This window comes from Pseudomonas sp. NPDC089534, from assembly GCF_044749305.1.
Lineage (GTDB): Bacteria > Pseudomonadota > Gammaproteobacteria > Pseudomonadales > Pseudomonadaceae > Aquipseudomonas > Aquipseudomonas ekonensis.
In genome coordinates this window covers 1-13,154 of sequence record NZ_JBIVHR010000129.1, presented here as the reverse complement: position 1 = coordinate 13,154, position 13,154 = coordinate 1, and the positions used below count along the sequence as shown (strand labels likewise).

10 protein-coding genes are annotated in these 13,154 nt (G+C 66.9%); 7 read left to right on the top strand and 3 right to left on the bottom strand.

All coding sequences use genetic code 11. The annotated features are described in order from the left end of the window. The first annotated feature begins 172 nt into the window (after positions 1-172). The 5 genes from ACIP0B_RS26125 to tssA are packed head-to-tail and all read left to right on the top strand — an operon-like array spanning position 173 to position 7,695. On the top strand, positions 173-619 hold the full coding sequence (locus ACIP0B_RS26125) for a type VI secretion protein (protein ID WP_400837545.1): 447 nt from the start codon (positions 173-175) through the stop codon (positions 617-619). A 47-nt stretch (positions 620-666) separates the two neighbouring features. Next, positions 667-1,998: a type VI secretion system baseplate subunit TssK gene (gene tssK, locus ACIP0B_RS26120; RefSeq protein WP_400837542.1), complete on the top strand. Its 1,332-nt coding sequence runs from the start codon at positions 667-669 to the stop codon at positions 1,996-1,998. Positions 1,999-2,015: 17 nt separating this feature from the next. Then, positions 2,016-2,780, top strand: a complete 765-nt coding sequence (locus ACIP0B_RS26115; protein WP_400837539.1) for a DotU/TssL family secretion system protein — start codon at positions 2,016-2,018, stop codon at positions 2,778-2,780. Then, a complete protein-coding gene (locus ACIP0B_RS26110) occupies positions 2,777-6,598 on the top strand; it encodes a type VI secretion system protein (protein ID WP_400837536.1) in 3,822 nt (1,273 codons plus the stop codon). Before ACIP0B_RS26115 ends, ACIP0B_RS26110 begins: the two co-directional genes overlap by 4 nt. Continuing rightward, the gene (gene tssA, locus ACIP0B_RS26105; RefSeq protein WP_400837533.1) at positions 6,595-7,695 is read left to right on the top strand and encodes a type VI secretion system protein TssA; all 1,101 of its coding nucleotides are present in this window, start codon (positions 6,595-6,597) and stop codon (positions 7,693-7,695) included. Before ACIP0B_RS26110 ends, tssA begins: the two co-directional genes overlap by 4 nt. On the opposite strand, the gene ACIP0B_RS26100 is transcribed toward tssA, so the two are convergent. Further along, positions 7,692-8,660, bottom strand: a complete 969-nt coding sequence (locus tag ACIP0B_RS26100; protein WP_400837530.1) for a 2-hydroxyacid dehydrogenase — start codon at positions 8,658-8,660, stop codon at positions 7,692-7,694. The genes tssA and ACIP0B_RS26100 overlap by 4 nt on opposite strands. 175 nt (positions 8,661-8,835) lie before the next feature. Beyond that, positions 8,836-9,219 carry a tautomerase family protein gene (locus ACIP0B_RS26095; RefSeq protein WP_217891559.1) on the bottom strand — a complete coding sequence of 128 codons (384 nt, stop codon included), beginning with the start codon at positions 9,217-9,219 and terminating at the stop codon, positions 8,836-8,838. A 341-nt stretch (positions 9,220-9,560) separates the two neighbouring features. Here ACIP0B_RS26095 and ACIP0B_RS26090 point away from each other — a divergent pair, with 341 nt between their 5' ends. Together ACIP0B_RS26090 and ACIP0B_RS26085 are read left to right on the top strand one after the other, a co-directional pair. Further along, positions 9,561-10,841 carry an HAAAP family serine/threonine permease gene (locus ACIP0B_RS26090; protein WP_217891562.1) on the top strand — a complete coding sequence of 427 codons (1,281 nt, stop codon included), beginning with the start codon at positions 9,561-9,563 and terminating at the stop codon, positions 10,839-10,841. A gap of 94 nt (positions 10,842-10,935) precedes the next feature. Continuing rightward, the gene (locus ACIP0B_RS26085; RefSeq protein WP_400837526.1) at positions 10,936-12,582 is read left to right on the top strand and encodes a SulP family inorganic anion transporter; all 1,647 of its coding nucleotides are present in this window, start codon (positions 10,936-10,938) and stop codon (positions 12,580-12,582) included. Between the two features lie 385 nt (positions 12,583-12,967). Here ACIP0B_RS26085 and ACIP0B_RS26080 read toward each other — a convergent pair. Beyond that, the coding region (locus ACIP0B_RS26080; protein WP_400837523.1) for a hypothetical protein at positions 12,968-13,154 on the bottom strand (187 nt) is incomplete at its 5' end.

The following is a 13,154-nucleotide window of genomic DNA, read 5'->3' as shown; positions in this document are numbered from 1 at the left end:
TGCCTCCCTTTCTAACCTGTGGTCCAGAAAGGGAGGCAGATGACCTGTCGTTCCTTTGACAAACCTTCCACATTCGGCTGTAGGAACCGAACTACCCAAGACGCTAGAACAGGACTATAAAAATGCAAGCGAAAAACTTTTTTGGACTGTTCAGCGAAAAGGAAAATTCATTTTGCGAGCACGACTTTTTCTAACGATCGGTTTTGCGCTGCTGGCCGGCTGTTCGTTCTTCGGACCGAAAGTGGATCTCGACAGCCTCACCCTCGACGTCGCGCCCAAGGCCAACGACGACACCCCCATCGCCGTGGATTTCATCGCGGTCAACGATCCGGACCTGCTCAAGCAACTGTCGGGCATCAGCGCCAGTCAGTGGTTCGCCGAGCGCGAGCAGTACCAGCGCGACTACCGTCAGCTGATGAGCGTGTGGGGACTGGAGCTGGTGCCGGGGCAGTTCATCGACCGCCAACCCTTCCCGTTGGGGGGCAAGCGGGCGGCTGGACTTTTGGTCTTCGCCAGCTATAACACACCCGGAGCGCACCGCTTGCGGCTCGATGACCGGAGTGACGCCTGGCTCAAGTTCGACAGCCGCGAGATGAGCCTGGTCAGCAGGGAAAACTGAACGCGTACCGTCCGCCGCCGGCCTGCGGCGCAGTCGAAGGGAATCACATGAGTCTGCTACCTGACGCGGTTTGCTGGCATGAAGGCATGCAGTTGCTGCCGCAGCATTTTCAGTTGCAGGGATTGCGGGCCGAGACGCTCGGCGCGCACCTGGCCCAGGCCTGCAACCCGTGGTTCTGGGGCGTTGCGCGCATGGAGTACGACCCCTCGGCGATGAGCGCCGGGGTGGTGCGCATACTGGCGTTGCAAGGGACGATGCCCGACGGCCTGCCGGTGGATGTGCAGGCCGGCGTCGGCCCGGCGCTGGAGCTGGACGTGAGCGCGGCGGTCGACGAGACCGACGACGCCACCGTCACCGTGTACCTGGCCGTCAGCCCGCTGTGGCGCGCCGGTCAGCTGTTGCCGCTCAAGGGCCGTCTGCAATCGGTGGTGGGCGAGGCGCTGCCGGATCTCACCAGCGGCGAGTTCCCCGAATCGATCACCGTGTGGCGACCCAATCCGCGCCTGTGCACGCAACTGAACAAGGCCGATTCGATCTGCCTGCCGCTGCTGAAGATCCGCAAGGAGGGCGGCGGTTTCCTGCCGTTGCCGTACACGCCGCCGACGCCGCTGCTGCTGCCGGACTCGCCGCTGGGCCGCCGGGTGGCGGGGCTGTGCGCGCGGGCGCGGGAGAAGTGCCTGTTCCTCGGCGGTCGCCTGCGCCAGGCGCAGCAGGCCGGCAACCAGGACGACGCGTTGGAGATCCGCCGCCAGTTGACCGCGCTGTGGGCACGCCTGCCGGAAGTCGAAGGCCTGCTCAACACGCGCATCGCCCATCCGCAGGCGCTGTATGTGCAGTTGCTCGGCCTTGCCGGCGCCTGGGCGGCGCTGGATCCGCTGGCCGGCGTGCCGGCGTTCGCGCCGCTGGACTTTCTCGAACTGCAGCGCGGCTACGGGCAAGTGCTCGACTGGCTGGAGCTCACCCTCGAACTGATCCGCGCCGGTTACCGCAGCATCGCCTTCGAACGGAGCGAGCAGAGCTTTTCCATCCAGTTGCCCGACGACCGGCCGAGCCAGCGTCTGGTCATCGGCCTGCGCATGCCCAACGGCGCCAGCGAGCAGGCCGCCGGCGACTGGCTGCGCGGCGCGATCATCGCTTCGGCGCCGCACGTCGCGCTGCTCAGCCGCCAGCGCATGAGCGGCCTGTCGCACCAGGCCATGAGCCGCAGCGAGCAGGTGGCGTACAGCGTCGGCGACGACACGCGCCTGTTTGTGCTGACCGCCGAAGGGACATGGTTCGACGCCCAACTGCCGCTGACGATTGCCGCACCGGCCGCCAAGCTGACCAGCAGCCCGTGGCAGGTGGTGCTGTTCGTCCCGCAGACCGGTGAAAGTGCCTGATCACACAAGGAGCCCCTATGTCGCAGGGAAGTGCCGCAAGCCTGGGGTTGCAAGACGCGCCGCTGAGCAGCGCGTTCCGGCAGGCCTGGCAGCAGTGGTCGCAGGACTGGAGCCAGTTGCCCAAGGACGGCGAGGACGAGGCGGCGCTGGTCGACACCGTGGTCGAGCTGTCCACCCAGGCGTCGCAGCGCCTGTGGCGCACGGCGTTCGCCAGGGTCGGCGATGCGGCGACCGAGCAGGTGCGGGCGCTGGTGTACGCGTTCGTGGCGCTGGTGGACGAAACCCTCTTGTTCACGCCCTGGCCGGGCCAGGCCGCCTGGCAGGACAAGCCGCTGGAGTCGCGCCTGTACGCCAGCCGCCAGGCCGGTGAGCAAGTGCCGGCGGCCATTGCGACATTGCTTGAAGAACAGCAGCCCACCACCCGCGACCTGGCCAACGTGTACCTGCAATGCCTGATCCTCGGTTTCCACGGTCGCCTGCGCGGCGAGCAGAGTCAGGCCCAATTGGAGAAATGGCGCCTGGCGCTGTTCACCTTCGCCTGGCAGGACGACGCGGACTGGGCCGACGTCAGCCAGCGGCTGGTGCAGCCCTCGCAGGCGGCGCCGCTGAACCTGCCGGTGCGCACGGCGCTGCCCGACGGCTTCCGGCTGGCGCTGGGCATCGCGGCGATGCTGGTGCTGCTTGCAGGCCTGGGTCACATGCTCTGGCGCGACATCGGCCAGGAGCTGGAGCCGGTGCTGCAGATGACTGAACTTGCGCCGGCACCGGAGCAAGGCTCATGAGCACGTTGGCGATTGTGGCGTGGGTGGTCGGCATTGTCCTGCTGCTGGTGCTGCTGGCGGTCGCGGTGTGGTGGCTGCGCACCCAGAGCGGCGCGGCGATCCGCAGTTTCTACGGCGCGGTGCGGCACATGGAGCAGGAGCAGGGCAGCCGCGACCGCTATCAGTTGCCGTGGCTGCTGATGCTCGGCGACGAGGTGCAGGGCACGCAACTGGTGACCGAATGGCGCCTGCAACCCACCGACAAGCCGGCCTGGTTCGGCCGCTGGTGGTCCGACCCTGAAGGCGCGGTGCTGGTGGTGCCGCAGGCGCTGTTCTTGCCCGAAGACGGCATGCACTTGCAGCGCGGCGGCTGGTGGCGGCTGCTGGGCCTGATCCTGCGCCTGCGCAGCAAACGGCCGCTGGACGGAGTGATCTGGACGGTGCCGGCCGCGCGGCTCGGCAATCTTGAACAGGCGACCGCCCTGGGGCTGGCGGCGCGGCGGCGCTTCATCGACCTGCTGCAACGCTTTGGCCTGAGCCTGCCGGTGTACGTGGTGATCACCGGGCTTGAGGAGTTGCCGGGATTCCAGGAACTGATCAGCGCGTTGCCGGACGAGGCCCGCGAGCGCACGCTGGGCTGGTCGTCGCCCTATGCCAGGGATGCGGTTTGGCAAGGGCAATGGAGCGACCAGGCGCTGGACCGTCTGCACCGGGCGGTGGCCGAAGCGGTGATCGAGATCGGCACGTTGTCCGGGCAACTGAGTGCCGACCTGTATGCCTTGCCGGAGCGTCTGGAGACCCTGCGGCGCGGATTGCAGAACGTGCTGGAGCCGGTGTTCCAGGGCAACGCCCAAGGCGAGGCGCCGTGTTTTCGCGGGGTGTACCTGAGCGCGAACCAACCGGCGGAGGATGCGCTGGACGGGTTCAGCGCCGATGACAGCGGCTTGCAGCAAAGCGCCTTCGTGCGCCAGTTGTGGCGCCATCGCATCGTCGGCGAGCGCGGCGTGGCCCAGGGCGTGCCGCGCCTGTTGCGCCTGCGTCAGCGCTGGCAGCGGCTGACGGCCGGGGTGGCGCTGGTGGTCGCGGTGGTCTGGGCGGTGGCGATGCTGTTGGTCTGGCATGCCTCGGTCAAGGACGCCCACGAGCTGGCCCGGCAACTGCAAGTTGCCCAGAAAGGCTATGTGGCGGTCACCGACGATGCGCACCGGGTCGAGCCGACCCGGCGCAACGTGCAAAGCCTGTGGCGGGTGATGGAACGCTCGCCGCGCTGGGATTTCGCGTCGCTGGTGTTCCCGACGTCGTGGTTCTCTTCGCTCGATTCCACGCTTGAGCAGCAACTGCGCCAGTCGGCCCGCCGGCACTTGCTCGAACCGCTGCACGACCTGCTGGCCGCCGAGCTGACCCAGCTCAAGGGCATCCGCAGCACCGACCGGCGCGTCAGCGTCGAGAGCGAGGATCCGGCGCAGTGGCAGAACTATCAGAAGGCCACGGACCTGGTGGACCGCGCCGTGCGCCTGGAGCAGCAGAACCAGTGGTTCAACCAGGCCCTGAACAACACCCGCGCACCGTTGGAAGACCTTGTGCAGTTGAGCAACAACGCCCTGTCGCTGAACCTCAACGCCGGTACGCTGCGCCATGCCGCCTTCTTCAACCGGGTGCTGCTGGCCGACGAAAACGGCGATCTGCAGGCGCTGGACCTGAGCGTCGACCGGCCGCTGATCGTGGGCAATTTCACCGGGCTGATGGAGCGTTGGCTGGATCAGTATTTCCTGGCCGACAACTTCGTCAGCAAGGCCGGCTACCTCAAGCTGCATCTGGAGCAACTGGAGGTCGGCAGCGGCAACAGCCTCAGGGAACTGGAGGACCTGCGTGCGCTGATCGACGACCTGCAAGTGGCGATCGCCCTGACCAACTCGGCGTGGGGACGCGGCAAAGGCCAGGAGCTGGTGCCGGGCTACCGCGAAATGCTCGACAAGGTGCACAAGAGTGCCTTGCTGGGGCCGGCGGTGGAGCAGCAGTTGGAGGCCCAGGCTTCCAAGCTGCAGCAAAGCTTCCGCGACCAGTGGATCGCCCAGGCCGGGTCGCGGAGCAACCTGCTGGTGCAGCAGGGCAGCGGGCAACTGACGCTGCAGGAGCATGTGGTCAAGCTGGACAACGCGGTGCAGTCGCTGTTCAAGCGCGACTTCGTGTCGGTCGCCTTGCGCGCGAGCCAGGACAACATCGACCTGCGCGGCCAGACCGTGGACGGCGACGACCTCGACACCTCCTTGAGCTATTTCGCCAGCTACAAGAGTTACATCGCCGAAGAGCTGCCGCGGATCCCGGCGATCTACCGCGGCGCCCTGTTGCAGGCGGCCGAAAGCGCGGCGGCCCAGGCGATGTGGCTGAGCCTCAAGGACCACGACGACCAGACCCAGCCCTATGCGGTGTTCAACGTGCGCGCCGAACAGGCGATGGAACTGCAGAAGGCGTTTGTCGAGGTGCACCGCACGGATTTGGCGGCGCACCTGCAAAGTGCGCTGAACCGCCGCGCCATGGCGCAGATCGTCGGCGGCCTGGACGAGATCGTCGCCCAGCCGCTGTTCGGCGGACGGGCCGAAATCAGCCAGTGGGACGGCTCGAAGAACCTCGGCCTGCAACTGTACGGCGCCAGCGATGTGCAGGACCTGAAGCTCAGCCTCAAGCAGCAGTTCAACACCATGCTCGGCATCACCGAGCGGCGAACGTCCGCGTTGCAGTGGCTCAAGACCCAGCAGGCCAACCTGTCGGCCCTGGACTACGAACGGGTGACCCAGTTCAGCGCGCTCAACGACGAGTTGCTCAAGTACAAGGACGCCAACCCCGCCAGCTCGCCGGCGCAGATCGAACAGTTGGTCAGCCGCGATTTCATCGAAATGGACACCGGTTCCTGCGTTCAGGTGCTGCAGACCGCCAATGTCGCCAGCGGACGCGGCACCCTGGCGATGCGGGCGGTGGAGCTGCAGCAGACGGCGATGCAGCGCTGCCGCTTCCTGCAGCAGCAACAGGCCGCCGCCGCCTGGAACGAACTGGCCAACTACTTCAATCAGTACCTGGCCGACCGCTTCCCGTTCGCCAACGGCGTGCAGGCGCAGGATGCGGACCCTGCGCGGGTGCAGCACTTGCTGGAACTGATCGACAAGCGCCTGCCGGTGGCGCTGGCTGGCCTGGCGACGAGCCAGGCGCCGGAGCGGCTGGCGGCGGAGGACTTCCTCAACCGTTTGAAGCAGGCCGGCGCCTGGCTCACGCCGCTGTTCGTGCGGGACAAGAGCGGCATCCTCGGCCTGGAGCTGGATGTGCGCTGGCGCACCGACCGCGAAGAGGAAAGGGGCGCCGATCAGGTCATCGCCTGGGGCCTGCTGGCCGGCAGCCAGGAGATCAGCTACCCCGGCGCCGAACAGCCGAACCTGCGCTGGATGGTCGGCCAGCCGGTGCGCCTGACCCTGCGCTGGGCGCGCAACGGCAAGGAGCGGCCGGTCAACGATCCGCTGCAGCCGAACCTGGTGGTGCGCGACCTCGAAGCGGGCTGGGAGTACGGTGGGCCATGGTCGCTGCTGCGCCTGATGCGCGCGCATTTTTCGGTGCAGCGCCAGCCGAGCATGGACTACACCGATTTCCCGTTGAGCCTGCGCCTGCCCGTCACGGCGCAGAACGACAGCGTCACCACCGGGTTCACCCGGATGTTCGTGCGCCTGTCGCTGATGAGCCAGGGCTCGAAGCTGCCGATGTCCATCGCGCCGCCGCCGACCCGGGCGCCGCGCTCGCCGTTTCAGGTGACCGGCACGACCGCCGCCATCGACACCCAGAAGGAGGGGCTGTGAGCCTGCCATCCACCCCGTTGCCGGACCTCATTGAACAGCTGCTCGCGCCGATCAGCGAAGACGCGCCGTGCGGCGCGGACCTGCGTTACGAGCGCGAGTTCGATCAACTGCGCGACCTGCGCCGCGAAGACGACGCCAGCCTGCCGACCGGGGTGTGGGAGTCGACGCTGAAACGGGCGGACTGGCCGAAGGTGGAGGCCCTCACCACCCACCTGCTGCTGGAGCGCAGCAAGGACCTGATGCTCAGCGCCTGGCTCGGCGAAGCCTGGCTGCACTTGCAGGGCCTGGACGGCTTGCCCGGCAGTCTGGCGCTGATCGCCGGCCTGTGCGAGCGCTATCCCGATCAGGTGCACCCGCGTGCCGATGACGGCGACCAGTCGTGGCGGGTGATTCCGCTGGAGTGGCTGGTGCGCCGCTACAGCGAAGTCCTGCTGACCCGGGTGCCGCTGTTCGGCGCCCAGAACCGGGACTTCGAAACCTACAGCCTGGAAGCCTGGCGCCGTCTCCAGGTGCAGCAGGTGCAGGTCAACGACAGCAAGAACGCCAAGGCCCTGGCGGAAACCGCCCGCAGCGAACAGAAAAGGCTCGGCGACCAGGTGCGCGTCACGCCCATGGCGTACTGGCTGCGCCAACAGGGCAACCTGTTGCTGGGGCTGCAGCACCTGCAACGGCTGAACGCCTGGAGCGATACCTATCTGGGGGATCAGGGGCCGGGGCTCAAGCCCTTGCAGGAGACCCTCCAGGCGCTGCTCACGCTGGTCAAGGAGTTCATCGCCATGCACCCGCAACAACCCGCGCCGCCACCGGTTCAGGAACCTGCCGCCGAGCCTCTGCCCGCCGATGAGGCGCCTGCCGCCGCGGAGGCCGAAACCCCGGCGGCCCAGCTGTCGCGCGAGCCGGCCAGCCGTGAGGAGGCCTACCGGCAGTTGCTGCTGATCGCCGAGTACCTGGCCCGCACCGAGCCCCACAGCCCGGTGCCGTACCTGATCCGGCGCGCGGTGGAGTGGGGCAACAAGCCGCTGAGCGAGCTGCTGGGCGAACTGATTTCCGCCGATGCCGAGGCGCGCCGGATGTGGACGTTGCTCGGCGTGCTTTAGTGCACGCGCTGGTTGTTGAGGCGCGGCGGCAGGTCGAGGGGCGTCAGCACCGGTTGGCCGGAGAAGAACGCCACCAGGTTTTTCCCCACCAGCTCGACGGTGCCTTGGGTGGCCTCCGGTGACAGACCGGCGACGTGCGGGGTCAGGATCACGTTGCTCAGGCCCTTCAGCGCATCCGGCACCTGCGGCTCATGGTCGAACACATCCAGGGCGGCGCCGGCGATCCGCCGCTGTTCCAGCGCGGCGATCAGATCGGCGGTGGCGATCACGCTGGCGCGGGCGATGTTGACGAGAAAGCCCTTGGGCCCCAGGGCATCGAGCACCGGGCGGGTCACCAGGTGCTGGGTGCCGATGCCGCCGGGGGTGGCGATCACCAGGAAGTCCGAGGCCCGGGCCAGCTCCGTCGGGGTCGAGCAGAAGGCATAGGGCACGTCGCTGCGCACCTGGCGGCTGTGGTAGCTGATCTCCATGTCGAAGCCGTTGCCGGCACGCTTGGCGATGGCCATGCCCACCGCGCCCAGGCCGAGGATGCCCAGGCGCTTGCCGGCCAGGGACGGGCGCATGATCTTCGGCCATTCGCCCCGGCGCACGGCGGCGTCGCAGCGCGGAATATCGCGCACCAGCGCCAGCAGCATGGCCATGGCATGGTCGGCCACCGAGGAGGCGTTGACTCCGGCGCCGGTGGTCACGGTGAGGCCGCGGTCGCTGGCGGCCTGCAGGTCCACCTGTTCGTAGCCGGCGCCGATCACGCAGATGATCTTGAGCGCCGGCAGCGCGGCGATTTCGTCGGCATGCAGGCCCAGCGGGCCGCGGGTCAGCACGGCATCGATCCGCGGCCCGTGGCTGGCGATGGCCTGGGCGCGCTCGGCGGGGGTGGGGGCGAGGATCAGGTGAAAGCCCTGTCGTTCAAGGATCGGCAGGTAGTCATTGATGGTTTCAACCAGTACCAGAACGGTGGCGGGCATTGCTCGGCTCCTGTGATCGTCGTCGTGTCGGTCGCGAAAGTCGTGCCAGAGTGCGGATTGCGCAGCGGTTTGGCAACCGCAGGCCCCTGGGCTCGCACCAGCCAGTGTAGGAGCTGGTGCGGGGGCCGGGAGGGCGCTTGGTCAGAAGGCCGAGCCGGAACGGGCGGCCGGGGTTTCAGCTCACGTACTGGGCGATGCCGTTGCCGAACGACCAATTCTCCTTTTTCACCTCCACCAGGTTGATGAACACGTCTTCCTGGCGCACCGCCAATTGGTTGTGCAGGTGATAGGCGATCGTCTGGTACAGCTGCTGCTTCTGCTCGACGCTGCGGCCTTCGCTGACCGTGAGCTGGATGAACACCATGCCGTCGCTGCGCGGGATGCCCAGGTATTGCGGGTCGTAGATGAAGTGCGGGCCGTCATGCTCGGCCAGGATCTGAAAATTGTCGTGCTCCGGCACGTTGAACGTGCTGCGCAGGGCGGCGTAGATCACCTCGCCGATGCGCTTGGCGAAGGTGGGGTCGGGGTTCTTCCTGATGTCGACGCGGACGAGGGGCATGGGGCGGCTCCAGGGGGGCTTGAGGAACACGGTCGGAATCTCGCCATTGGGTATAGCCGATAAACACCGGTCGGCGAGCTGCTCTGAGCGTCCTTTCCGGCAGGTTTGCGGTGCTTGGGTTTGCCGGAAAACGACATTGTCCGTGTCTATGGCCGACAGTGATTTTGCCGAAAACGACATGCAGGTGATCTGATTCGCACAACCATTCCTCAGCTAAGTCTTTGCTTCTGCTCATTTATCCCGGAGAATCGCGACCCTGTTTCGGTTGCGACGTTTCTGTCGGTTTTTTCCGGCGCGTTTTGACCGAGTGGCAAGTGACCGGAATGCGGAGATCCGACCGGATGAATGATCAGGCCAATAGCGTCAACGAGCGCTTTGAATCGGCGGCACCAGCTGAGCTTTCGAGCTGGAACCGTCAAGACACCACCTGGATGCTGGGACTGTTCGGGACGGCCATCGGCGCCGGCACCCTGTTCCTGCCGATCAACGCAGGGCTGGGCGGCTTCTGGCCGTTGCTGATCCTGGCGCTGCTGGCGTTCCCGATGACGTTCTACGCACACCGGGGCCTGACCCGCTTCGTGCTGTCCGGCCGCGAAGGCGCCGACATCACCGAGGTGGTCGAGCAGCACTTCGGCATCAAGGCCGGCGCCCTGATCACCTTGCTGTACTTCTTCGCCATCTTCCCTATCCTGCTGATCTACAGCGTCGGCCTGACCAACACGGTCGCCAGCTTCCTCGAACACCAACTGCACATCACGCCGCCGCCGCGCGCGGTGCTGTCGTTCGCGCTGATCCTCGGCCTGCTGGCGGTGGTGCGCTGCGGCGAGCAGGTGATCGTCAAGGCCATGAGCCTGATGGTGTACCCGTTCATCGTCGCCCTGGCGTTCCTGGCGGTGTACCTGATCCCGCACTGGACCGGCGGCATCCTCACCACCGCCTCGCACGTGCCGGCGCCTTCGGCGTTCCTGCACACGCTGTGGCTGGCGATTCCGGTGATGGTGTTCTCGTTCAACCATTCGCCGATCATCTCGGCGTTCGCGGTGGACCAGAAGCGCCGCTACGGCGTCCACGCCGATGAGCGCAGCTCGCAGATCCTGTCCCGCGCCCACGCCCTGATGGTGCTGATGGTGCTGTTCTTCGTGTTCAGCTGCGTGCTGACCCTGTCGCCGGAGCAACTGGCCGAGGCCAAGGCGCAGAACCTGTCGATCCTGTCGTACCTGGCCAACCACTTCAGCAACCCGACCATCGCGTTCGCGGCGCCGCTGATCGCGTTCGTGGCCATCTCCAAGTCGTTCCTGGGCCACTACATCGGCGCCAGCGAAGGCCTCAAGGGCCTGATCGTCAAGAGCGGCAAGCGTCCGGGCGCCAAGGCCCTGGACCGCATCGTCGCGGCGTTCATGCTGGTGGTGTGCTGGATCGTGGCCACGCTCAACCCGAGCATCCTGGGCATGATCGAAACCATCGGCGGCCCGGTGATCGCGGCGATCCTGTTCCTGATGCCGATGTACGCCATCCGCAAGGTGCCGGCGATGGCCCGCTTCCGCGGCCAGGCGTCCAACGTATTCGTCACGGCCGTGGGCCTGGTGGCGATTTCGGCGTTGATCTATTCGCTGGCGGCATAACCGCGCGGGGCCTCGCGCCCCGGCAGATACACAGCTACAGTGGCCGCTGCGCATGATGTGCGCAGCGGCTTTTTTTTCGCCTGGAGACAGAGGATTGTCGAGCGCCCCCCGTCCTGTTGCACCCTCCAACCGCTGGCAGGACCTGCTCGCCGGGCTGTCGATCGCCGGCCTGCTGCTGCCTGAAGCCGTCGCTTACTCAACCATCGCCGCGCTGGCGCCCCAGGCCGGGGTGATCGCGCTGTTCGCCGGTTTGCTGTGCTACGGACTGCTGGGCACCAGCCGTTTCGCGATCGTTTCGGCGACCTCGTCGTCGGCGGCGGTGCTGGCGGCGGCCACGGCGACCCTGGCCAACGGCGACCCGCAATTGCGCTCGACCCTGGCGGTGGGCCTGGTGCTGGTCACCGGCGCGTTGTTCGTGCTGGCCGGGCTCTTCCGCTTCGGCAGTGTCACGTCCTTCATCGCCAAGCCGGTGCTGCGCGGGTTCGCGTTCGGGCTGGCGCTGACCATCATTCTCAAGCAGGTGGCCAGTGTGGTCGGCGTGCACCTGACGGACGCCAATCTGGTGCGTTTCGCCCCGCAGTTGCTGGAGCAGTTGCCACAATGGAACTGGCCGTCCGCCGCAGTCGCCGCCGTGGCGCTGGTGCTGCTCGGGGTGCTTTCGCGCCACCCTCGGGTGCCCGGCGGTCTGCTGGTGGTGGTGATCGGCATCGCGGCCGGGCAGTGGCTGAACCTGTCGGATCACGGCGTGAAGCTGATTGGCGCCATCGACCTGGGCCTGGAGGTGCCCAACCTGCCGGCGCTGCCGTTCGCCGACTGGCTGCGCCTGGGGGAGGTGGCGTTTGCCATGGTGATGATCCTGTATGCCGAATCCTACGGTTCGATCAGCGCCTATGCGCTCAAGCACGGCGACCGGGTGACGTCCAACCGCGATCTGCTGGCCCTGGGCGCCGGCAACCTGCTGTCCGGCCTGTTCCATGGCATGCCGGTGGGGGCCGGCTATTCGGCGACCTCGGCCAACGAAGCCGTCGGCGCCACGTCCCGCTGGGCGGGCGGCATCGCGGCGCTGACGGTGCTGATCATCGTGCTGACCGTGCTGCCGTGGATTGCGCTGACGCCCGAGCCGGTGCTGGCGGCCATTGTCATGCACGCGCTGGGCAGGGGCTTGAGCCTGCAACCGCTGGGGCGCTACTTCATCTGGCGGCGCGACCGCGTGCTGGTGGTCTGCGCGGTGACGTCCGTGCTGGTGCTGGGGGTGCTGGACGGCCTGTTGGTGTCGGTGGCCATCAGTGTGCTGCTGATGCTCAAGCAGCTGTCGGCGGCGGACATCCAGGAACTCGGGCGGATCGACGGCGGACACGACTTTGTCGAGCTGCAGCGCCATCCCGCCGCCACGGCGCAGCCGGGGATTTTGATCGTGCGGCCCGGCGAGGCGTTGTTCTTTGCGAATGTCGAGCGGATCCTGGGCGGCGCGTTGCGGCTGATCCGCCATTCGCAGGTGCCGCTGCACACGGTGATCCTCAGCCTGGAGGAGTCTCCCGACCTGGACGGCACCAGCCTTGAGGCGATGCAGGAATTCTTCGTGCGGGTGCATCAGGAGGGCAAGCGGCTGATTCTGGCCCGGCTCAAGCACGAGGCGCTGGCGGCGCTGGATGCGCTGCCGCAGGTGCAGGCCAATGGCGTGATCCTGAGCGGGTTGAGCGTGGATGGCGCGGTGCAGAAGGCGCTCGATCTGGCTCCCTGAGCAATGATCCCCTGTGGGAGCGAGCCTGTTAACGATGGCGGGGTGTCTGCCTGAGAGGAGGCTGGATGTGCCGACGCCATCGCCGGCAAGCCGGCTCCCACAGTTTTCTTTGGCGTACACGGAATTGGCGAACGCTTAGGAACCTGTTGGAGCCAGCAGGCTGGCTCCCACCGTTTTCTTTGGCGTACACGGAATCGGCGAACGCCTGGGAACCTGTGGGAGCCGGCTTGCCGGCGATGGCGGTGGGTCAGGCGCTGGAGATGTCGGCTGTTCCGGCGTCATCGCCAGCAGGCTGGCTCCCACAGGGGAGGGTGGTGGGGTATTGGAGGCATAAAAAAACGCCGCCCGTCTCGCGACGGGCGGCGTTCTTCATTGCCTTGCAGCGTTAGGCTTGAACGACCGGAATCTTGGCGTTCGCAGCAGCTTCACGGAACTCGGCGATCTGGTCGAAGGACAGGTAGCGGTAAACGTCGGCCGCCATGCTGTCGATCTTGCCGGCGTATTCCATGTACTCCTCGACGGTCGGCAGGCGACCCAGGATCGCAGCCACCGACGCCAGCTCAGCCGAAGCC

Excerpts from the sequence above, each read along its gene's own strand:
- tssK (WP_400837542.1), top strand. The coding sequence starts at position 667 with ATGAGTCTGCTACCTGACGCGGTTTGCTGGCATGAAGGCATGCAGTTG.
- ACIP0B_RS26095 (WP_217891559.1), bottom strand. The coding sequence starts at position 9,219 with ATGCCCCTCGTCCGCGTCGACATCAGGAAGAACCCCGACCCCACCTTC.
- ACIP0B_RS26115 (WP_400837539.1), top strand. The coding sequence starts at position 2,016 with ATGTCGCAGGGAAGTGCCGCAAGCCTGGGGTTGCAAGACGCGCCGCTG.
- ACIP0B_RS26090 (WP_217891562.1), top strand. The coding sequence starts at position 9,561 with ATGAATGATCAGGCCAATAGCGTCAACGAGCGCTTTGAATCGGCGGCA.
- ACIP0B_RS26100 (WP_400837530.1), bottom strand. The coding sequence starts at position 8,660 with ATGCCCGCCACCGTTCTGGTACTGGTTGAAACCATCAATGACTACCTG.
- ACIP0B_RS26110 (WP_400837536.1), top strand. The coding sequence starts at position 2,777 with ATGAGCACGTTGGCGATTGTGGCGTGGGTGGTCGGCATTGTCCTGCTG.